This is a genomic window from Paracidovorax konjaci (genome assembly GCF_900112675.1).
Taxonomy (GTDB): domain Bacteria; phylum Pseudomonadota; class Gammaproteobacteria; order Burkholderiales; family Burkholderiaceae_C; genus Paracidovorax; species Paracidovorax konjaci.
Map to the genome: position 1 here is coordinate 592,041 of NZ_FOMQ01000001.1, position 20,944 is coordinate 612,984.

At 54.3% G+C, this 20,944-nt stretch carries 16 protein-coding genes and 4 pseudogenes; 17 read left to right on the plus strand and 3 right to left on the minus strand.

Features of this window, described 5'->3' with window-relative positions:
- The first annotated feature begins 59 nt into the window (after positions 1-59).
- From rlmN to hflC, 12 genes are all read left to right on the plus strand, one after another.
- Complete coding sequence (gene rlmN / locus BM144_RS02555; protein WP_092949452.1) at positions 60-1,181, plus strand: dual-specificity RNA methyltransferase RlmN; 1,122 nt, start codon at positions 60-62, stop codon at positions 1,179-1,181.
- 21 nt (positions 1,182-1,202) lie between these two features.
- The gene (gene pilW, locus BM144_RS02560) at positions 1,203-2,042 is read left to right on the plus strand and encodes a type IV pilus biogenesis/stability protein PilW (protein WP_092949454.1); all 840 of its coding nucleotides are present in this window, start codon (positions 1,203-1,205) and stop codon (positions 2,040-2,042) included.
- Between the two features lie 25 nt (positions 2,043-2,067).
- Complete coding sequence (locus BM144_RS02565; protein WP_245783490.1) at positions 2,068-2,976, plus strand: helix-turn-helix domain-containing protein; 909 nt, start codon at positions 2,068-2,070, stop codon at positions 2,974-2,976.
- Between the two features lie 38 nt (positions 2,977-3,014).
- Positions 3,015-4,259, plus strand: coding sequence for a flavodoxin-dependent (E)-4-hydroxy-3-methylbut-2-enyl-diphosphate synthase (gene ispG, locus BM144_RS02570; protein WP_175525926.1), 1,245 nt, complete (start codon positions 3,015-3,017; stop codon positions 4,257-4,259).
- Between the two features lie 80 nt (positions 4,260-4,339).
- Positions 4,340-5,683 (plus strand): histidine--tRNA ligase, encoded by a 1,344-nt coding sequence (gene hisS / locus BM144_RS02575; protein WP_092949460.1) that lies wholly within the window; start codon positions 4,340-4,342, stop codon positions 5,681-5,683.
- 18 nt (positions 5,684-5,701) lie between these two features.
- Complete coding sequence (locus tag BM144_RS02580; RefSeq protein ID WP_092949462.1) at positions 5,702-6,367, plus strand: YfgM family protein; 666 nt, start codon at positions 5,702-5,704, stop codon at positions 6,365-6,367.
- 50 nt (positions 6,368-6,417) lie between these two features.
- Entirely contained in the window at positions 6,418-7,536 is a 1,119-nt protein-coding gene (gene bamB, locus BM144_RS02585; protein ID WP_092949464.1) for an outer membrane protein assembly factor BamB, read from the plus strand.
- Positions 7,537-7,567: 31 nt separating this feature from the next.
- Entirely contained in the window at positions 7,568-8,908 is a 1,341-nt protein-coding gene (gene der, locus BM144_RS02590; protein WP_092949466.1) for a ribosome biogenesis GTPase Der, read from the plus strand.
- A 95-nt stretch (positions 8,909-9,003) separates the two neighbouring features.
- The gene (gene hfq, locus BM144_RS02595) at positions 9,004-9,255 is read left to right on the plus strand and encodes an RNA chaperone Hfq (RefSeq protein ID WP_092949578.1); all 252 of its coding nucleotides are present in this window, start codon (positions 9,004-9,006) and stop codon (positions 9,253-9,255) included.
- A 50-nt stretch (positions 9,256-9,305) separates the two neighbouring features.
- A complete protein-coding gene (hflX, locus tag BM144_RS02600) occupies positions 9,306-10,487 on the plus strand; it encodes a GTPase HflX (RefSeq protein ID WP_139225618.1) in 1,182 nt (393 codons plus the stop codon).
- A gap of 49 nt (positions 10,488-10,536) precedes the next feature.
- Entirely contained in the window at positions 10,537-11,889 is a 1,353-nt protein-coding gene (gene hflK / locus BM144_RS02605) for an FtsH protease activity modulator HflK (RefSeq protein ID WP_092949468.1), read from the plus strand.
- Positions 11,890-11,902: 13 nt separating this feature from the next.
- The gene (gene hflC, locus BM144_RS02610; RefSeq protein WP_092949470.1) at positions 11,903-12,799 is read left to right on the plus strand and encodes a protease modulator HflC; all 897 of its coding nucleotides are present in this window, start codon (positions 11,903-11,905) and stop codon (positions 12,797-12,799) included.
- A gap of 291 nt (positions 12,800-13,090) precedes the next feature.
- Here hflC and BM144_RS02615 read toward each other — a convergent pair.
- Positions 13,091-13,938, minus strand: a pseudogene (locus tag BM144_RS02615) (DDE-type integrase/transposase/recombinase).
- A gap of 262 nt (positions 13,939-14,200) precedes the next feature.
- Here BM144_RS02615 and BM144_RS02620 point away from each other — a divergent pair.
- Genes BM144_RS02620 through BM144_RS02630 form a run of 3 tightly spaced genes read left to right on the plus strand, consistent with a single transcriptional unit; the run spans position 14,201 to position 17,307 of the window.
- Entirely contained in the window at positions 14,201-15,349 is a 1,149-nt protein-coding gene (locus BM144_RS02620) for an ATP phosphoribosyltransferase regulatory subunit (RefSeq protein WP_092949472.1), read from the plus strand.
- A gap of 19 nt (positions 15,350-15,368) precedes the next feature.
- A complete protein-coding gene (locus tag BM144_RS02625) occupies positions 15,369-16,745 on the plus strand; it encodes an adenylosuccinate synthase (RefSeq protein ID WP_092949474.1) in 1,377 nt (458 codons plus the stop codon).
- A gap of 37 nt (positions 16,746-16,782) precedes the next feature.
- Entirely contained in the window at positions 16,783-17,307 is a 525-nt protein-coding gene (locus BM144_RS02630; RefSeq protein ID WP_092949476.1) for a phosphoribosyltransferase, read from the plus strand.
- 625 nt (positions 17,308-17,932) lie between these two features.
- Here BM144_RS02630 and BM144_RS23350 read toward each other — a convergent pair.
- Positions 17,933-18,423 (minus strand): annotated as a pseudogene (locus BM144_RS23350) (transposase); the annotation flags it as partial.
- Between the two features lie 212 nt (positions 18,424-18,635).
- Here BM144_RS23350 and BM144_RS23760 point away from each other — a divergent pair.
- Together BM144_RS23760 and BM144_RS02645 are read left to right on the plus strand one after the other, a co-directional pair.
- Positions 18,636-19,536, plus strand: a pseudogene (locus BM144_RS23760) (IS110 family transposase).
- A 199-nt stretch (positions 19,537-19,735) separates the two neighbouring features.
- Positions 19,736-20,529 (plus strand): annotated as a pseudogene (locus BM144_RS02645) (IS5 family transposase).
- Positions 20,530-20,714: 185 nt separating this feature from the next.
- Here the strand turns inward: BM144_RS02645 and BM144_RS23295 are convergent.
- Positions 20,715-20,944: hypothetical protein (locus BM144_RS23295; RefSeq protein WP_217644315.1), on the minus strand; the 230-nt coding region annotated here is incomplete at its 5' end.

Below are 20,944 nucleotides of genomic sequence, written 5' to 3' on the forward strand. Positions count from 1 at the left end.
CAAGCGGTGCTGGAGCTCTTTCGTCGCTTGCCTGCCTCGGCACAAGCATCTTCGCCCCCATGACCACCAATCTCCTCGACTTCGATCTGGACGGGCTTGCTGCGTTTTGCGAGCAACTCGGGGAGAAGCGCTTTCGTGCGACTCAGCTGTTTCGCTGGATCCATCAGCGAGGCGCCAGCGACTTTGCCCAAATGAGCGATTTGGCAAAGTCGCTGCGCGAAAAGCTGGGAGGCTGTGCCCATGTGGCGGCCCTTCCAGTCATCAGCGAGCATGTTTCGTCCGATGGCACGATCAAGTGGCTTTTTGATGTAGGGGATGGCAATGCGGTGGAATCCGTGTTCATTCCTGAAGATGACCGCGGCACGCTGTGCATTTCATCCCAGGCCGGTTGTGCGGTGGGGTGCCGTTTTTGTTCTACGGGGCATCAGGGTTTCAGCCGCAATCTCACCAGTGGCGAGATCGTCGCCCAGCTATGGTTTGCTGAGCACACGCTGCGTGTTCGTTTGGGACGCCAGGACCGGGTGATTTCCAACGTGGTCATGATGGGCATGGGTGAACCGCTGCAGAACTACTCTGCACTGGTGCCTGCCCTGCGCACCATGCTTGACGACCATGGGTACGGCCTCTCGCGCAGGCGGTTGACGGTATCCACCTCAGGTGTCGTTCCAATGATGGACCGGCTGTCGCAGGATTGTGCCGTCGCTTTGGCGGTGTCCCTGCATGCTCCCAACGACGCTTTGCGAGATCAACTTGTCCCGCTCAATCGTAAATATCCCCTGAGCGAATTGATCGGTGCATGTGCTCGTTATCTCGAGCATGCCCCGCGGGACTTCATCACGTTTGAGTACTGCATGCTTGACGGAGTCAACGACCAGCCGGAGCATGCCAGGCAACTCATCGAGCTTGTGCAGCCCTCGGGAGCCGGGGGTGTCCGTTGCAAGTTCAACCTTATTCCTTTCAATCCGTTTCCAGCCTCCGGATTGCACAGGTCCAGTGCCCAGCAGGTCACGGTTTTCGCAAAATTGCTCAGTGATGCGGGTATCGTTACGACGGTGCGAAAAACACGCGGCGATGACATTGATGCGGCATGTGGACAGCTGGCGGGCGATGTCAAAGACCGAACGAGGGCTGTCGAGCGCATGGCCAGGCAGCGCACCATCGTGCTCAAACCGGTGGCTTAGGCCGCCCCTCTGGAGGCTTAGATGACGGAACCTCGCTCGCTTTGGTGGTACGCCAGTCGCTGTGCTTTCATGGCAGGCGGTGCATTGTGTTTGGCCGTGATTCTGGGTGGATGCGCGACCTCACCTGGGTCGGGTGCAGGCACTTCAGCTGTGAACCCCGAGGCCGATCCATCATCCGAAGCTGCCGATCTGCGGCGTCGAGCGCGTATCCGCTTGGAGTTGGCCGCCAACTATCTAGAGATGGGGCAGACTTCCGTTGCGCTTGATGAAGTCAGACAGGCCATTGCAACCGATCCTTCGTTTGGCGACGCCTACAACTTGCGTGGTCTCGTACACATGAGGCTGGGGGACTTGGCTGCTGCGGATGAGAATTTTCGGCGTGCGTTGACCAGTAGCCCCTCCGAGCCGTATTTGCTGCACAACTTTGGCTGGCTGCGATGCCAACAGCAAAACTATGCTGAAGCCAACCAATATTTCGAACGCGCTTTGGCTGTTCCGGCTTACACAGCCCGAGCTAAAACGCTCATGACACAGGGGTTGTGCCAAGAGCGGGCGGGCCAAGTGGCCGACGCAGAGAAGACACTGGCCAAGGCATATGAATTGGATGCCGGCAATCCTGTCGTGGGCTACAACCTCGCATCGATGGCATTTCGTCGGGGAGATGCCCAACGCGCCCAGTTCTACAGTCGGCGCCTCAACAACAGTGAATTGGCGAACGCAGAGTCGCTCTGGCTCGGTATCAAGATAGAGCGAGCTTTGGGCAATGCTGCAGGAATGCGGCAATTGGGCGAGCAACTGCACAAGCGTTTCCCCGATTCCAAAGAGGTACTCGCATTCGACCGAGGGGCATTCAATGAGTGAGCCGGTGGCGCAAGAATCGCAACCTATGAGCGCAGAGATGGACCGGGCGTTAGCCGATGCTGTTAGGGCAGGCGAAATCCTGCGCCAGGGCCGAGAGCAGGCAGGCATGCATGTTGCCGCATTGGCGGTTGCCCTCAAAGTGCCCGTGCACAAGCTGGAGTCGCTCGAATCTGGGCACCTTGAAGTATTTCCGGATGCGGTATTTGTGCGTGCCCTGGCATCCAGCGTATGCCGCACGCTCAAGATCGATCCGACCCAGGTTCTTGCATTGCTCCCGCAAAACCCTACGCCGCGCCTGTCTTCGCACGACGGTATCAACGCATCATTCAAGCCTGGAGCAACGAAGCTTGCCTCGTCGTCCTCCACCTCAGGATCTCGCAAGGTTGTCGCAACGGTGTTGGTGCTGCTGGTTGCTGCGGTTGCTCTTATTTTTGTTCCGAGAGACTGGCTGGAGCGGCTTTCGAATCCTTCATCGAATACGGTGATCAGTGAGCCTGTTCCAGAGCGTTCACAAGCCAGTATTTCAACAGACGTCGCTGGTACCGCGGCTGTCGCAGCCTCTGAACCTGCCTCGGCATTGCCTTTGGAGGCAATCAGTAGCGCTCGGTCAGTTCCTTCGATAGCTCCGGCATTGGCTGCGGCAGCTTCCATTGCTTCGCCGGCTGCGGTGGCGGGATCCGAGGCTGTTGCAGTGGATCACAATCCCCTGGTGATTCGAGCGCGGGGTGAGTCCTGGGTTCAGGTCCGCAGTTCTACGTCGGGCACCGTATTCCAGCGGGTTCTGACAAACGGGGAGACAGTCACCGTTCCGGGAACTCCTCCGTGGACTGTGGTCATCGGTAAGGCGGATGCGACTGAAGTATCAGTGCGGGGCAAACCGATGGATCTCAAAGCCATAGCGCGCGAGAACGTTGCGCGGTTCGAGGTGAAATAGTGTTGCATACCTCTATCGAAGCGGATAATCCTGTTGCCATGGCTTTTGCGCAGCCGCGGCGGTCACGCCAGGCGCGCGTGGTGTGGGGTGATAGGGTGGTGACCGTCGGAGGCGATGCGCCGGTGCGTGTGCAGTCCATGACGAATACGGATACCGTTGACGCAATCGCAACTGCTATCCAAGTCAAAGAGTTGGCGCAGGCGGGGTCCGAATTTGTGCGGATAACTGTCAATACTCCTGAGGCAGCAGCAGCGGTCCCATACATACGAGAGCAACTCGACCGCATGGGGGAAACAGTTCCTCTGGTGGGTGATTTCCACTACAACGGCCACCGCCTGCTGACTGAATTTCCTGACTGTGCCCAAGCCCTGTCGAAATACCGTATCAACCCAGGAAATGTAGGCAAAGGGGATAAGCGGGATCGGCAGTTTGGTCAGATGATTGAAGCGGCCGCCCGTTGGGACAAGGCAGTCCGCATCGGTGTGAATTGGGGTAGCCTTGACCAAGAATTGCTGGCAAGCCTGATGGATGTCAACAGTCGCCGTTCAGTGCCATGGGATGCCCGCCAAGTCATGTATGAGGCTCTGATCACGTCTGCGATCGAATCGGCTCAGCGTGCCGAAGCGATGGGTCTCGATGGCAATCAGATTATTTTGTCCTGCAAAGTCAGTGGCGTGCAGGACCTCATCTCTGTGTACCGTGCGCTGGCACAGCGTTGTGACTACGCGTTGCATCTAGGCCTTACGGAAGCCGGTATGGGCACGAAGGGCACGGTGGCTTCCGCGGCCGCATTGTCAGTGCTGCTACAGGAGGGGATTGGTGACACGATCCGTGTCTCGCTGACCCCGCAGCCCGGTGAGGCACGGACCCAGGAAGTGGTCGTGGCTTCAGAAATACTGCAAGCTTTGGGTCTGAGAACCTTCGTGCCTAGTGTCACAGCGTGCCCGGGCTGTGGGCGGACAACCAGCACCACGTTCCAAGAACTTGCCAAGCAGATCGACGATTTTCTTCGCTCGCAGATGCCGGTTTGGCGAATTCGCTATCCCGGCGTGGAGAAGATTAAGGTAGCCGTGATGGGCTGTATCGTGAATGGCCCCGGCGAGAGCAAGCATGCGGATATCGGAATCAGCCTTCCAGGAACTGGTGAAGCGCCATCCGCGCCGGTTTTCATCGACGGCGAGAAGGCAATGACCTTGCGAGGGGAGGACATTGCCCGCGATTTCCAGCAGGTGGTTGAAGAATATATTTCACGTCGCTTCGGCAACTCTGTCGAAGCAGTCTGATTCTTTTTGTGTATTGACATGGCATCCCTATCGGATGTCGATCGTGCCGTATTTGGGGCTTTTATCGCCCCTTCAGTCTTATGCCTGCAAGTACTTCTTCTGCCAGCCCGCAGCTCCCCTCCAAGCCTGTCAAACTGACCGCGGTCAAAGGCATGAATGACATCATGCCGCCCGATTCAGCCCGTTGGGAATGGCTGGAGCACAAAGTGCGGACATTGATGGGCGAATACGCATATCGAAATATGCGTACTCCCATCCTTGAACATTCTGCGTTATTCGTGCGGGGCATTGGCGAGGTGACCGACATCGTGGAAAAGGAAATGTATTCCTTCCAAGACCGTTCGGACAAATATGGAGACAACGACCATCTGGCCTTGCGGCCAGAAAATACTGCGGGCGTGGTGCGTGCTGCCATTGAGCACAACATGCTGTATGACGGCCCAAAGCGCCTTTGGTACATCGGGCCCATGTTTCGCAGGGAGAAACCACAAAGAGGGCGCTTCCGGCAGTTTCATCAGATAGGTGCAGAGGCTTTGGGATTCGCAGGCCCTGATGTGGACGCAGAGTTGATCCTGATGGCCAATGCCCTTTGGAAATCCATAGGATTGACAGGCGTTCGTCTTGAGATCAATAGCCTTGGGCAACCCTCTGAGCGCGCTAAACATCGGCAAGAACTGATTGCACACTTCGAGCAACACCTAGATGCTCTAGACGAAGACGCCAAGCGCCGCCTCTACACCAACCCGCTCCGCATTCTGGATACGAAAAATCCTGCGATGAAAGCGGTGGTGGAGTCAGCTCCACAGTTGATGAGCTTCCTGGGAGAGGAATCACTGGCGCATTTTCGCGGACTTCAGGCTATCTTGGATGCCAATGGAGTCGAGTACACGATCAATCATCGGCTCGTACGCGGTCTTGATTACTACAACCTATCCGTATTTGAATTCGTCACTGATCGGCTGGGAGCGCAAGGGACTGTGTGCGCTGGTGGTCGATACGATCACCTGATCGCTCAGGTGGGAGGAAAGCCTGCTCCTGCTGTAGGGTGGGCCATCGGTGTAGAGCGTATTCTGGAATTGTTGAAGGAACAAGGTGTACCTATTCCTGAAAACGTACCGGACGTTTATGCCGTGGTGCCTGACGCCGCAGCTGCTCCTGTCGTGTTGCGTACTTTGCTGCTGTTGCGCGAAATGGGTGTGCGCGTCCAGATGCACGCTGCAGGCTCAGATGGCCAAGGCAGCTTCAAGTCTCAATTCAAGCGTGCAGATTCCAGTGGCGCTACCTATGCGTTGATCTTCGGGTCCGATGAACTGGCGAAGGGAGCAGTCACCTTGAAGCCACTGCGAGACGCGGGGGCGGCGCAAGTGGAGCATCGCCTCGACGAAATTTCTGTTTGGGCCCCCACCCTACAATCCTCCCGCTAATTCCGTCCCGAACCATCCATGGCAAAACACCTCGACCTCGAAGAACAAGAGCAGATAGACCAACTCAAGCATTTCTGGAATGCCTGGGGAACATTGATCAGTGGAGTATTGGTCATAATTTTCGGTGGCATCGCTGCATGGAATGGCTACCAGTACTGGCAAAACCGACAGGCAGGGCAAGCTGCCGCATTGACGGATGCGGTGCAAGCTGCTGCGCTAGGGTCCGACCCCTCGCGCGCCACGCAGGTTTTTGATGACCTCAAGTCTCGGTATGGCGGCACCGTGCAGGCCGCACAAGCCGGGCTGCTGACCGCGAAAGCAATGATGGACTCCGGAAATGCGGAGGCGGCCAAGCCGGTTTTGCAGTGGCTGGCAGACAATGCTTCGGATGATGGGTACAAGGCGGTTGCAGCCCTTCGCCTCGCTGGCGTACTGATTGATCAGAAAGCCTACGACGAGGCATTGTCTCGCCTTTCCGGTAAGTTCCCCGCGCAATTCGATGCCATGGTCGCAGACCGCAAGGGGGACGTTCTGGTTTTGCAGGGGAAAAAGGCAGAAGCGGTGAACGAATATCAGAAGGCCTATCAACGGCTTGAAGATGGAACTGAATACAGGCGTCTGGTCGAGGTGAAACTTGGTAGTCTGGGCGTTTTGTCGAATGCCGGCACGGAGACCGTAAAGTGAAGTCGCAGATTTTTTCATCTGGGGATGGGCGTTTTTTCTTTGGTTGCCGAATGCGCGTCACGGTGTTGGTTGCTACTGCCGTATTGCTTGGCGGTTGTTCGCTCTGGGGTGGACCAGCAAAACCCAAGCCTGCGGAGTTGGGCGCCGTGGTTCCAGTGATCGGTGTACGGCAGGCGTGGGCCTCGAAGATTGGTGAGATTGATCGCCTTCCTTTGGATGTCCATGTGAACGGCAACGTGGTGACTCTGGCGTCCGGTGCTGGAGCAATTGCCGCGATTGATGCCCGTACAGGTGGCGATATCTGGCGTTCCACGGTCGGAGAACCGTTGTCAGCCGGCGTGGGAAGCGATGGCAAGTGGACGGCCGTCGTGACGCAGTCCAATCATTTGGCTGTGTATGCCGGTGGTCGCGAGATATGGCGGAAGCCCTTGTCTGCACAAGCTTACACAGCTCCTCTTGTTGCCGGTAATCGAATATTTGTGCTGGCCGCCGATCGATCTCTTTCCGCGTATGACGCTGCGAATGGAATGCGTCTTTGGAATCAGCAGCGTCCTGGAGAGCCGCTCGTGTTGAGGCAGCAGGGATTGCTTACCACTGCGGGAGATACGCTGATAGCCGGTATGTCGGGAAGGATGGTTGGATTTAATCCCGACAACGGAACTGTGCGCTGGGAAGCCCCGTTGGCGAGTCCTCGGGGGACCAATGACGTAGAACGCTTGGTTGAATTGCTGGGGCGCGCCAGTCGTGACGGCGACAGCATCTGTGCTCGTGCTTACCTGGCTACGGTCGGCTGCGTTAATACAGCGCGTGGGGCTGTGGCGTGGACGCATCCAGCCAATGGAGTTGAAGGCATCCACGGGGATGGGTCGCTGCTGTTCGGCACAGAAAGCAACGGTACGGTCATTGCCTGGAATCGTGCCGATGGCGCGCAGGTGTGGACAGTCGACAAGTTGCGGTATCGCAAGCTTACGGCGCCGTTGCTGTTGGGGCGGTCAGTCGTTGTGGGTGATGACTCAGGGCTCGTCCACCTGCTGTCGCGTGATGACGGCTCGTTTCTTAACAGGTTGATGACCGATAGTTCGGGTGTGGCCACTGCACCCGTAGCAGTGGGAGACACGTTGGTGGTAGTGACTCGCAACGGCGGAATTTACGGATTTCGGCCTGAATGAGCAGCAGTAAGTCAAGCAGGGAAGTTTGGGCATGAAGCCAGTCATCGCTTTGGTAGGACGCCCGAATGTGGGGAAGTCCACCTTGTTCAATCGACTTACGAAGTCACGCGATGCGATCGTTGCCGATTTCGCAGGACTTACCAGAGATCGACATTACGGTAACGGCAGGCTTGGGAAGCACGAATACATCGTCATCGACACTGGTGGCTTCGAGCCTGACGCTTCGTCCGGCATTTATCGCGAGATGGCCAAGCAGACTCAACAGGCAGTCGCGGAATCCGATGTGGTCATCTTCGTGGTTGATGCCCGTGCGGGCCTGTCTGCGCAAGACCATGACATAGCTAATTATTTGAGGCGGTTGGGCAAGCCATGCCTTCTCGTTGGGAACAAGGCCGAAGGCATGCAGGAGGGGGCTCAACTCGCGGAATTTTACGAATTGGGTCTGGGTGAAATCTATCCTGTGTCGGCCGCTCACGGTCAAGGCATACGGGGTCTGCTAGAAGCGGCTCTCGAGTGCCTGCAACTGCCCGAACCCGAAGATGAATCGGTACAGGCTGACAAGTCAGTGAGGTTGGCTGTCGCTGGCAGGCCCAATGTCGGCAAGTCCACCTTGATCAACACATGGTTGGGTGAAGAGCGGTTGGTCGCTTTTGACATGCCGGGCACCACTCGTGACGCTATCTCTGTTCCGTTTGAGCGGAATGGTCAGCGGTTTGAACTCATAGATACGGCAGGCTTACGCCGCAAGGGGAAGGTGTTTGAAGCCATTGAGAAGTTCTCGGTGGTGAAAACTCTCCAGGCTATCGAGTCCGCTAACGTGGTACTGCTCCTGCTTGACGCGACTCAAGGCGTGACGGACCAGGACGCGCATATTGCTGGATACATTCTTGAGAGCGGGCGAGCTGTGGTGCTCGCGGTGAACAAGTGGGATGCCATAGATGAGTACGGACGACAACTGCTTGAACGGTCTATAGAGACACGCCTGTCTTTCCTCAAATTCGCATCTTTGCATTTCATTTCAGCTAAAAAGAGGCAAGGACTTGGTCCTCTATGGACCTCCATAGTTCAAGCTCACAAGGCCGCAACGTGCAAGATGCCGACTCCTGTGCTTACCCGCCTACTTTTGGAGGCGGTTCAGTTCCAGGCGCCTAAACGTGCAGGAATGTTTCGGCCGAAGATGAGATATGCCCACCAAGGAGGGATGAATCCTCCTGTGATTGTTGTGCACGGCAATTCATTGGAGCACGTCACGGATGCATACAAACGTTTCCTCGAGGGCCGGTTCCGCAAGGAGTTCGACCTTGTCGGAACTCCCTTACGTATTGAAATGAAGACCTCGCGCAACCCCTTTGCCGATGGTGCTGAGCCGTAGGTCAATGCCTCATGAATTCCCTGCATTGTCGAACTTGACTAAAGGCTGTGGTAAGGTGCAGCTTTACAACAATATTCCTGAACACGGAGAATATCGTGAGCAACAAAGGCCAACTTCTTCAAGATCCCTTCCTCAACGCACTGCGCCGTGAGCATGTGCCTGTATCCATCTACCTTGTGAATGGCATCAAGCTGCAAGGACAGATCGAATCTTTCGATCAGTACGTAGTTCTGTTGCGAAACACTGTGACGCAGATGGTCTATAAACATGCTATCTCTACCATAGTTCCAGGGCGAGCTGTTAATTTTTCAACAGTTGAATCAACGGACGCTGATCTTGGCAATTAAGACTTGTGTAGATTCATCCGGGTGGCACCAACGCTGTGCCTGACGCGGCCTTGAGTTCTTTCGAAGATTTCGACAAACGTTCCACTCCCGTCATTTTGGTGGGGGTGGATTTTGGCCTTCCAAATTTTGATGCGGCTCTGGATGAGCTTGGATTGCTTGCGGAAACCGCTGGCCTGTCCCCGGTTGCTCGGCTGACTTGTAAAAGAAAGGCGCCCGACGCGGCACTTTTTGTAGGCAGCGGAAAAGCCGATGAAATTCTCACCCTTGCTCAGTTGCATGGTGCGGCAGAGGTTCTCTTTGACCAATCGCTTAGTCCCGCGCAACAACGGAATCTTGAGCGCCATCTTCAGTTGCCGGTAAATGACCGAACGTTGCTCATATTGGAAATATTTGCGCAACGAGCTCGGAGTCACGAGGGAAAATTGCAAGTTGATCTGGCGCGCTTGCAATACCTCAGTACCCGATTAGTTCGCCGTTGGTCTCACTTGGAGCGTCAACGAGGAGGAATTGGAACTCGAGGGGGGCCGGGCGAAACCCAGATCGAGTTGGATCGCCGGATGATTAGCGATTCCATCAAGCGAACTAAAGAACGACTTCAAAAAGTCAAACGTCAACGCTTAACTCAGCGGCGCCAACGCGAACGCAAGCATACCTTCAACATTTCGCTGGTGGGATACACGAACTCGGGCAAGTCCACGTTGTTTAATGCTTTGGTTAAAGCTAGGACTTATGCGGCCGATCAGCTGTTTGCCACGCTGGATACTACAACGCGCCAACTCTATTTAGGTGAATCCGGAGGAATGGCCTCCCTCTCCGACACCGTAGGTTTTATCCGGGACATCCCCCATGGATTGGTGGATGCGTTCCAGGCAACTTTACAAGAGGCAGTTGATGCAGATCTGCTTCTGCATGTGGTAGATGCGTCTAATCCAACCTTTCCGGAGCAGATGGCTGAGGTAGAAAAGGTCTTAAAAGAAATCGGGGCTGACCATATAGATCAGATCCTGGTCTTCAATAAGCTGGACCTCGTACCTATTGACCAATATCCAAATAGCTTACGGGAAACCTATGAACGGGATGGGCAGCAATGGGTGCGATTATCAGTCAGCGCACGTAATGGCACCGGATTGTCTGGCCTGCGAGAGCAATTGGCACTCGCCGCGACGTATGCTAGGAAAGCTTTGGAAAACCCCTTAGTGCTGAACTTGAATTCCCACGATATTAGGACCTAGTAGGCACAATGTCGGGAGTCCATTTTTTCGCGAAAAAGAGATCTATCGCATGAATCATCCTTTCAAAGCCCGGCGTTGGGCGTTTTTGCCTGAACGTTTGCAGGGAGTATTCAACTTGAATGATCCGCGTTGGGGTCGTGGTGACGATAAGGCAGACGGTACTAGTCGCCCTGATCCTGATCAGTCCGCTAAGCCCTCTGGCGGGCGGGGAAATGAGTCCCAAAGTCAGCCCCCAGATCTTGATGAGCTGTGGCGAGATCTCAATCGGAAGCTGGCAGGGCTCTTCGGGGGGCGTAATGGAGGAGGAAAGGGGCCATCAAATGGAACTCCTGGAGGTTTTCAACCAGACATGAAAAACACAGGAATAGGCGTGGGGTTGATTGCCGCCGTGGCGTTATTGATTTGGCTCGGTTCTGGTTTTTTTATAGTGCAGGAGGGGCAGCAGGCCGTTATTACTCAGTTCGGTAGATACAAAAGCACCGTCAATGCTGGGTTTAATTGGCGACTTCCTTATCCTATTCAACGTCATGAACTCGTATTCGTAACTCAGATACGCTCAGCTGACGTTGGTAGGGATAGTGTTATCAAAAGCACGGGCCTACGTGAATCAGCCATGCTTACCGAGGATGAGAACATAGTAGAAATCAAGTTCGCTGTGCAATACCGGTTGAGCGATGCGCGGGCTTGGCTTTTTGAAAGCCGCAATCCCGCTGACGCAGTGGTTCAGGCTGCAGAAACAGCTGTTAGAGAAATTGTGGGAAAGATGCGAATGGACACCGCTCTTGCAGAAGAGCGTGATCAAATCGCGCCGCGTGTGCGCGCCCTGATGCAAACGATACTTGATCGCTACAAAGTGGGTGTAGAAGTCGTGGGAATTAATTTGCAGCAGGGCGGGGTAAGACCACCCGAGCAAGTTCAAGCTGCTTTTGACGATGTTTTAAAAGCAGGGCAAGAGCGAGAGCGGGCAAAAAACGAGGCTCAAGCCTATGCCAATGATGTAGTGCCGCGCGCAGTTGGCTCCGCCTCCAGATTGACTGAGGAGGCCGCTGCGTATAAGGCTCGGATTGTGGCGCAAGCGCAAGGGGATGCGCAGCGTTTTGCTTCGGTACTTTCTGAGTATCAAAAAGCACCTCAGGTTACACGTGATCGTATGTATATTGAGGCCATGCAGCAAATCTATTCGAACGTCACTAAGGTCTTGATCGATTCTCGGCAAGGTTCAAACTTGCTGTACCTTCCGTTGGATAAGATTATGCAGAATGTAGCTCAAGGCGGCATTGCTGCTGCACCAGAGGTTGTTCCTACGGCCCCTGCATCCGCCTCTTCCGGCGTTGCGCAACCATTTTCGGTAGACCCACGAGCACGCGACACGAGTCGTACTCGAGATCGCGAAGTTCGATAAGAGAGGGAAGTTTATGAATAAAGTTGGATTTATTTTATCTTCCCTGCTGATTGTTCTTGCATTGCTGAGCTCGGTATTGTTCGTTGTAGATCAGCGTCAGTTCGGTGTTGTTTATCAGTTGGGTCAGATCAAGGAGGTTATTACTGAGCCTGGTTTGAACTTTAAGTTGCCTCCACCATTTCAAAATGTGAGATATATCGATAAGCGTTTGCTTACGCTTGACAGCACGGATACTGAATCTATGCTGACGGCTGAGAAGCAACGTGTTGTTATTGATTGGTATGTTCGCTGGAGAATTTCGGATCCGTCTGAATATATTAGAAATGTCGGATTGGATGAGAATTCTGGTGCCTTGCAGTTAAATCGCGTTGTGCGAAACGCTTTTCAAGAAGAGGTGAATCGTAGGACTGTAAAAGAACTCCTCTCTCTAAAACGTGATGCATTGATGTCTGACGTTAAGCGAGAAGTGCTTGAAGTAGTTAAAGGTTCAAAGCCGTGGGGCGTGGACGTGGTAGATGTTCGCATCACACGGGTTGATTACGTTGAAGCCATCACTGAGTCGGTGTACAGGCGAATGGAGGCTGAGCGTAAACGCGTAGCGAATGAGTTGCGCTCGACTGGTGCGGCAGAAGGTGAAAAAATCCGTGCCGATGCCGATCGCCAAAGAGAAATAACCATTGCCAACGCGTACCGGGATGCACAAAAGATTAAGGGTGAGGGTGATGCGGAAGCAGCACGTGTTTATGCGGAAGCATTTGGAAGGGATCCTCAGTTTGCTCAGTTTTATCGAAGTTTGGAGGCGTATAAATCCAGCATGAGTAAGAAGAGTGACGTCGTGATTGTTGATCCATCGGCGACTGATTTTTTTAAAAACTTTCGTGGGGCAGCTTCGAGCCCTGCAAGGAATTGAATGCTGGGGTGCATGGCGTGCCTGATTGCTTTTACATTGCCGAGCGGCGCTTTACGGTTGCGATGAGCATTTCGGGGCACTGACTGGCTAGTCAAATACTTGATCAAGCCCACCATTCCACATCGATCGCAACAATCCTTGATGAAAGTGGCCTGCGCCTTTACCGTGCTATTGTTGAGTTGCTGGGCCTGAGGTTTTGGAGTGTTACTTAGGCTATTTGAAAGACTCTCAAGCTGCTGATCCGCCTTGCGCTTTGTCGATGGACTGCACTCCGTATCTGCAGACACCGAATCACCCTTGGCTTATAGAATCTCTTTGCTGCCGGAACTCACGCGGGAGCGGTACTCAGGACGCTACGCGGATGGTGCCCGTTGTAGTGTTCGAAGGCGAGTCCGAGGCTGTGCACGGCTGTGCGCGCATCCAGCTTGAGCATGAAGCGATATAGTCGCGCTTCATCGTCGTGACGAACGATTCGGCAATGCCGTTGCGCTGAGGCCAGCATACCGGCGTCATCAGTGGCTCCAGGCCGATATCCAACGCGAAGGCATGCGTGTGGGAGGCGATGTAGGGCGCACCGTTGTCGGTCGGCCATTCGATCGGCTTCCGGGGCAGTGAATGCCAAACCGGTGCTCCACCGCCGCCAGCATAACGTCACGCACGATGTCGCCGGTCTGCGCTCCGGTAGTTGCCGCCTAAGTCATGGCCTCGCGATCACAGCAGTCCAGCGCGAACGTGGCACGCACCGGCTCGCTTTTTCGCATCGAAACTCGAAGCCATCGGAACACCAGCGCCGATTGCTCGCGTCGAGCGCGCTCTGCCGAGGACGTCACAGATAGGCTTCATCTGTCGTCCTTCGGAAGCAAGGGAGAGCACGCAATCCAGTTCTTTGTTTGGCCTATTCAACCGCTTCCTTCAGGATCCCCTTCTCCAGCGTCTTCTTGCCGAACACCCGATGCAGGGCCTTGATCTCCTGAAGCGCTTGGCCAGCTCGGAGGCGGGTACCAGGGCTTCGGCTGCGGAGACGGCCGACAGGGTGCCTGCCTGGTGCAGCTCGCGCCACTGGAACAGCTGGTTCGGGTTCACCGCATGGCGCCGGGCCACCATTGACACCGAGTTCCAACTCATAGCTCACGCACCATCTGCAGCTAGTCCTGCAGCGACCAGCGTCGGCGCCGCTCGGGACGGACTGCCTCCAGTGCGCTCTCCATCTTCGTCTCAGTCATCAACACAGTCATACGCCTAACTTTTATCTTAGGTGGGTGACTGTGTCCGCAGATTCAGAGCGCCGTTCCAGGGGGCGCAGCCTAACACTACCTCATCGGCACGGAAGCAGTCCAAGACAAACACTTGTTGGAGTGTCGAGGCCGGTAGAATCACGCTTTTAGCACGGGTTTCTTTCTTATGTCTGCCTGGGTTCTTCCGGATCACATCGCTGATGTCTTGCCTTCTGAGGCCCGGCACATAGAACAGTTGCGTAGAGGATTTATCGATACGGCGGAGAGGTACGGTTACGAGTTGGTCATGCCTCCACTGATAGAACACCTCGAGTCGCTTTTGTCCGGCACAGGGGAAGCATTGGATCTTCAGACCTTTAAATTGATTGATCAGCTGTCTGGTAGATCTTTGGGGCTTCGAGCAGATATAACTCAACAGGTGGCACGCATAGATGCTCACTTACTGAATCGATCGGGAGTGACTCGGCTTTGCTATTGTGGTCCTGTAGTTCATACGCGCCCGGATCGTCCCCGTGCTAGTAGAGAGCCCTTGCAATTTGGAGCGGAAATATATGGGCACTCTGGAATAGAAGCGGATCTGGAATCTCTCATGTTGGCTTTAGATTGTCTAAAATCTGCAGGCATAGGGGATATCAGTGTTGATCTAACAGACGTGCGTATCGTTCAGTCGATTGTCAAATCTGCGGCTGCAGAGCCATCAGTTAATAATAATATTTATGGAGCATTGGCAAGAAAAAATGCCTCTGAGTTAATCGCAGCATCTGCAGGGTTGGCTGCCCCTGTCAGAGAGGCATTGCTGGCAATCTTGCATTCTTATGGGGGCGAGTTGGTTTTTAACGATATCCAGAAGGCTTTAATCCCTTTTGATGGGACGATGGATGTACTGGAGAATTTAAGATCCATTGCGGCGCAATTGAAAGAACATGCTGTGTCTTTTGATTTTTCAGATATGCGGGGCTATTCGTACTATAGCGGTACGAGATTCACTTTGTATGCTAAAGGGTGGACGGATGCGTTGGTGCGTGGTGGGCGATACGATGAAGTAGGGGCGGCTTTCGGGAGGGTGCGACCTGCGGTTGGTTTTAGTTTGGATATAAAGCAACTGGTTAATTCTGATGTTGGTCGCGCTCCAAAACCAGCTATAAAAGCTCCTTGGAATAGTTGCAGTAAACTGCGTGAAATGATCTCTTCGCTGCGCGCTGCTGGAGAAAATGTTGTGTGCTTGTTGCCTGGTCATGAGGACGACGTGCAGGAGTTCTGTTTTGATCGTGCACTGATCAGAGAAAAAGATGGCTGGGCTATTCAAGCTCTTTAAAGTAATTAATAGGTTAAATATGGAAAATATCAAAGGGCGTAATGTTGTTGTTGTCGGTACTCAGTGGGGAGATGAGGGTAAGGGTAAGTTAGTAGATTGGTTGACCGAAAGCGCTCAAGGTGTGGTGCGTTTTCAGGGGGGGCATAATGCTGGACATACGCTCGTTATTAATGGGGTAAAAACAGCGTTGCACCTAATCCCCAGCGGAATTATGCGAGAAGGCGTCAAATGTTATATTGGCAATGGCGTGGTTCTTTCTGTTGGAAAACTTTTTCAAGAGATAGAAGGGTTGGAAAAAGCTGGCATTGAGGTGAAGTCTCGATTGAGGGTGAGTGAGGCGTGCCCCCTAATTTTGCCTTTTCATGTTGCTTTGGATGTGGCCCGGGAAATGGCCCGTGAGCACACTGGGGGGGAAAAGATTGGAACCACTGGGAGGGGTATAGGCCCGGCATATGAGGACAAAATTGCTAGACGTGCCATCCGCGTACAAGATCTAAACCACCCAGAACGTTTTGCCGCAAAGCTCAAAGAGTTGTTGATGCTGCATAATCACAATCTCACAACTTTCTTAAATTCTAAGTCTCTTGACTTTGGTGAGGTGCTGACGCCATATATGTCTAATGGAGAAATTCAATTCGATGTGGTGTATCAAGAGGCAATGCTGCATGCAGAGAAATTGAGGCCAATGGTTGCAGATGTTTCAAAAGAACTAAACGCAGCCCATGGGGCTGGTGCTAATCTGCTTTTTGAGGGCGCTCAAGGTACATTGTTAGATGTGGATCATGGCACCTATCCATATGTTACTTCTAGCAATTGCGTTGCAGGTAATGCTTCCGCAGGTGCGGGAGTAGGGCCTAACTTGCTTCATTATATTCTTGGGATAACCAAGGCATATTGCACCCGTGTTGGGGGCGGGCCCTTCCCCACCGAGCTTGATTGGGAGGTGCCCGGCACGCCTGGATACCATATGAGTACTGTAGGGGCTGAAAAGGGTGTGACGACCGGTAGAAGTCGCCGATGTGGTTGGTTTGATGCTGCATTACTTAAGCGAAGTGCTCAAGTGAATGGATTGACTGGTCTTTGTATCACTAAGCTAGATGTTTTAGATGGGATTGAGGAGCTTCAGCTTTGCACTGCATATGAGCTTGATGGAGAATATATCGATTTGCTTCCTCTGGGGGCTGAAGAAATTTCCCGCTGTAAACCTCTTTATGAGGCGATGCCCGGCTGGCATGAATCCACCGTTGGTGTAACGGATTATGCCGCGTTGCCTGCCAACGCGCGACGATACCTAGAGCGTATTGCTGAAATTGCCGGCGTACCTATTGCAATGGTTTCTACCAGCCCCGATCGAGATCATACAATTATGATAAAAGATCCGTACGGTACGCATTGATAATATATTAAATAATTCAACTGATGGCGGTATTAAAATGTTGACCGAAGATGGTGCGCATCTTTATGTAAGTTATGATGAGTATCATGGCGCGATTGAAAAATTGGCGCTGAAAATTTATCAATCTGGCTGGGAATTTGATACGATTCTTTGCTTGGCTAGGGGTGGCTTAAGGCCTGGCGATATTTTGAGTAGAATTTTTGGAAAGCCATTGGCAATTATGTCCACCAGTTCTTATAGAGCTGAAGCAGGAACGGTGCAAGGGCATTTGGATATTGCGCGGTTTATTACTACACCGAAAGGGGAAATTGCTGGTCGGGTCTTGCTCGTTGATGATCTGGCTGATTCGGGCCACACTTTGAAGGCGGTAATTTCATTGCTTAGAAACAATTACCCCCCAATAACAGAGCTGCGCAGCGCAGTTCTATGGGTTAAGGCGATTTCTGCCTTCTCGCCTGATTATTTTGTTGAGTTTCTTCCAACTAATCCTTGGATTCATCAGCCGTTCGAAGGCTACGATCATACAAGTCCAAAAAAACTTCTTGAAAAATGGACGGTGTAATGCTGGTTGCATATGAATATAAATTCATCCACAATACTGCACTGATCTTATTTGAAAATTTATTTCCGTAAATTCCACTAAGGCTGCTTGGACGATGGGGTTCAGGTAGTACCTCGTATAAGGCGAGGCAGCGTGCGCCTAAGCGCTAAAAAGGGCGTCCTTCAGGCTCGCGTAGCCCCTTTAGATGATGTCTTTCCTATAATTGAGCTGGGCAAGTAGTTCAGTGAGCGTTCCCCAAACGGGTTATAGAATTACTTGATGTAATCAAAGACATCTGCCTTGGCCTGATCCTTTTAAAGTAGGCCGTGCGAGCGCAGGGCTCGGTCTTCTGCGTCGAGTTCTCCATGGCCACGTTGTCTCAGTATTCACTGCGCTTGCTCATGCTGCAGTCTATGTTTTGGCTCTTAAAGTGCCTAACACGACTTGCCAAGAACATGGTTGGAGCATAGGTGGACGCCCCGGTTTGCCAAGCCTTTAGTTCGTGATGCCATAAAGATCAAAATTGCACGCGTATATCCGGACTTTTGCAGCAGCACCCCTTCACGGTCTCTGATGGAATTCGCTGGCCAAGGTCCCCTCGGTTAAGCGCACTCCAAGTACTACACTTTAATCGGACTGTCCTGACCCCGGTCTGACACTTGATCTCAAAGCCGTCAGAGCACCAGCGCATGTTGTTCATCGGCATACTGACCTAATCATCGTGGATGCGGCTCGAATGCCATCGCTTGGGCAACAGCAATCGATGCTGCGCCATAGCCCGGTAGATGCGCTTATGGTTCAGCACCTGTTGACCTTGCGAACGTCGTTCTCGATTGAGCAGCGCGCCGGCGCGGCGCTAGCCATGGCTGGGCAGCTCGGCAATATGGCGCCGCAGTGCAGCTTGGCGATCTCGGCGCGAGCGGCGGCCAACTCCGAAGCCGGCACAACCGCTTCGCCAGCGCTCATGGCTACTACCGCGCCTTCGCAATCCAGTCGCCGCCAAGTGAATATCAAGCTCGCCGACACGCGCTCCTAGCGGCCCACAAGCGAGACGCTCATGCCCGGCTCATACGTCTTGCGAACCAAGGCTGCCTTTTCGGCAAACGACCAGCGCAGCCTGCGCTGGTCTAGGGTGATGGCCTTGTATCTTTAAGCCTCGGACCGGCTCGGGTAGCCCGAGCGGCCTCTGTGATGTTTGAAGCCCGCAACTGAGCACTGGGCGCCTGAGCCGAACCGTCCTTCTCTGCAGCCCGAACGGTTGTAGGAACTTGAAGTTCGTATAGACAAGGACGGGAGTGAGAGGACGGGTTCGACTCTGTTTTTAGCGATTTGACGTCTCCAGTCAGACGCTGGAGGTTGCCAGCAGCGCGCATGCCAAGACCTGGCAGCTTGCCAACGACGCGGGGGGGCATCGAACAACTGGCCAGCCAGGCATCGGCTTTGGCGCCTGCGCTGGAGGTCTTGAAAGCCACCGGCGGCTATGAGTTCGAGGCAGCCTGTGCGCTGCAGGCCGCGGGCCTGGCAGTGGCCGTGGTCAACCCTCGCACGGCGCGCGACTTTGCCCGTGCGATGGGCGCTCTGGCCAAGACCGACGCGCTGGATGCGCGCATGCTGGCGGCTTTGGCCCGTGTGCTGCACCCGCACCCCTGAGCGCGAACGCTTCGTCAAGCCGCTGGCCCACGCCGAGCTGCAGAAACTCCAGGCTCTGGTGCTGCGCCGACGCCAACTGGTGCAGATGCTGACGGCCGAACACCAGCGCTTGCGCTTGGCACATGTGGCCGCACGCCCGAACATCGAACGGGTCATCGAATTCCTCAAGCAGGAACTCGGAGACAGCGAGGCCGAGGTGGCCGCGCATGTGCAGCGCCGTCACGCCCAGTTGGCCCAGGCGCTGACCAGCGTTCCAGGCATAGGAGCTGCCAGCGTGGCCGTGTTGCTGGCCGAATTGCCCGAACTGGGCAAGCTTGATCGGCGCCGCATCGCCGCGCTGGTGGGCGTGGCTCCCTTGAATCGCGACTCCGGCCAGATGCGTGGACAGCGCTGCATCTGGGGAGGGTGCTCCGACGTGCGCAGGACCTTGTACATGGCCACCGCTACAACCCGGCGCTCGAGGCCTGCTACGAGCGCCTGCTGGCTACCGGCAAGCGCAAGAAGGTCGCCCTCGTCGCCTGAATGCGCAAGCTGCTGACGATGCTCAACGCCATAGCCAAACATGGCTCGATATGGGATTCGACTTTGCATAGCGCTTGACAACCAAGACGGTTGCTCAATCGTCTCTGTATGCCTAGTCATATGCACAGTCCTACGCCTATCTCGAAGATAAGCGATGGGGCGTGTCCGCAGATTCAGGGGGGCTAGTTCACGAGGGCTGAGCCACCTTCGCGGCAGAGCGACCACTGTGCTCCGGTAAAGCAGGGGCGTCCATTCCATTGGGTAGGCTTGATGGTTTATGTCCAGACGCCCTGCTGGCAAAGAGCTGTGGAGACAGCTCCAGCCACTGATCCCGATCTTCGCCCTTCTTCCAAAGGTGGTCCACGCAGCCTCAAGGTCAGCGATAAAGCAGCCCTCAACGGCATCTTGTTCGTGCTGCACACGGGCATTGCTTGGGAAGACCTCCCTCGATCGCTGGGTTGAGGCATGACCTGCTGGCGACGCTTGCGGGACTGGAATGCTGCAGGTGTGTGTGGGACAAACTGCATCAGGCCATGCTGGTGCGTCTACGCGAGCGCGACCAGATTGATTGGAGCCGAGCCAGCATTGATGGCTCATCAGTGCCAAGCCCAAGGGGGTCAAGAAACATGTCCCAGCCCCACGGACTACGGAAAGCTCGGGAGCAAGCAGCATATTGTCGTAGACGCCCAAGTCATTCCCTTGGTGGTGCTGGCGAGTGGAGCCTATCGGCACGACTCCATCATGTTCGAGAAGTGCAGCGATGCACTCCCGGCGGTCAGGAGACTGAGCGGCAAGCCGCGCCGCTGGTCATCGACGCTGCATGCCGACAACGGCTACGACTGCGCGAGATGCCGGGCGCATCTATGCAGCCATGGCATTACCAGCAGCTAAGGATCGAAAGCAGCAAGCGCTTGGGCCAAGCATCGCTGGGTGGTGGAGAGAACGCATGCGTGGTTTGCCGGCTTAGGCAGGCTGCGCATACGCTTTGAGCGCGGGCTCGACGTTCATCGGGCGCTGCTCACGCTGGTTGCCGCCGTCATCTGCTCGTGTTTCTTCGAATGGTCGTGTTAGCCACTCTTAGTGGAAAGAACTAGAAATTTCCTGACAGTCATGGGTTCGTGTGTATACTAGCGGGCTTCGCTACGAGGAATTGCTGAGAGTGCTGGAGGAGACGAAGGCGCGGTGGTTCTCTGTGGTGGGGGTGGTTGAAGAAAGATTGCTGAGAGTTGCGCTGGTGGTAAAAACTAGTGTATGATTCAAGGCTTCGCTGGTTGAGGCGGTTGCGACGAAAGTTGCGATGGTTGAGAAAAGCGAATAACCACAAAGTTTGACAGGTTTTTAAAAAGCCTGCTAGAATTCAAGGCTCTGCTGATCGCTGCGGAGTAAGAAGAAAAGAGAAATCTGATCTTCGGGATCTTTAAAAATATACAGCCGATAAGCGTGGGCGTTTGATGGCGAGTGCCAAGTTCTTCGGAACTAGTGCTTT

Excerpts from the sequence above, each read along its gene's own strand:
- hflC (WP_092949470.1), top strand. The coding sequence starts at position 11,903 with ATGAATAAAGTTGGATTTATTTTATCTTCCCTGCTGATTGTTCTTGCA.
- hflK (WP_092949468.1), top strand. The coding sequence starts at position 10,537 with ATGAATCATCCTTTCAAAGCCCGGCGTTGGGCGTTTTTGCCTGAACGT.
- hisS (WP_092949460.1), top strand. The coding sequence starts at position 4,340 with ATGCCTGCAAGTACTTCTTCTGCCAGCCCGCAGCTCCCCTCCAAGCCT.
- BM144_RS02620 (WP_092949472.1), top strand. The coding sequence starts at position 14,201 with ATGTCTGCCTGGGTTCTTCCGGATCACATCGCTGATGTCTTGCCTTCT.
- bamB (WP_092949464.1), top strand. The coding sequence starts at position 6,418 with ATGCGCGTCACGGTGTTGGTTGCTACTGCCGTATTGCTTGGCGGTTGT.
- BM144_RS02625 (WP_092949474.1), top strand. The coding sequence starts at position 15,369 with ATGGAAAATATCAAAGGGCGTAATGTTGTTGTTGTCGGTACTCAGTGG.
- BM144_RS02580 (WP_092949462.1), top strand. The coding sequence starts at position 5,702 with ATGGCAAAACACCTCGACCTCGAAGAACAAGAGCAGATAGACCAACTC.
- BM144_RS02565 (WP_245783490.1), top strand. The coding sequence starts at position 2,068 with ATGAGCGCAGAGATGGACCGGGCGTTAGCCGATGCTGTTAGGGCAGGC.
- pilW (WP_092949454.1), top strand. The coding sequence starts at position 1,203 with ATGACGGAACCTCGCTCGCTTTGGTGGTACGCCAGTCGCTGTGCTTTC.
- BM144_RS02630 (WP_092949476.1), top strand. The coding sequence starts at position 16,783 with ATGTTGACCGAAGATGGTGCGCATCTTTATGTAAGTTATGATGAGTAT.
- ispG (WP_175525926.1), top strand. The coding sequence starts at position 3,015 with ATGGCTTTTGCGCAGCCGCGGCGGTCACGCCAGGCGCGCGTGGTGTGG.
- der (WP_092949466.1), top strand. The coding sequence starts at position 7,568 with ATGAAGCCAGTCATCGCTTTGGTAGGACGCCCGAATGTGGGGAAGTCC.
- rlmN (WP_092949452.1), top strand. The coding sequence starts at position 60 with ATGACCACCAATCTCCTCGACTTCGATCTGGACGGGCTTGCTGCGTTT.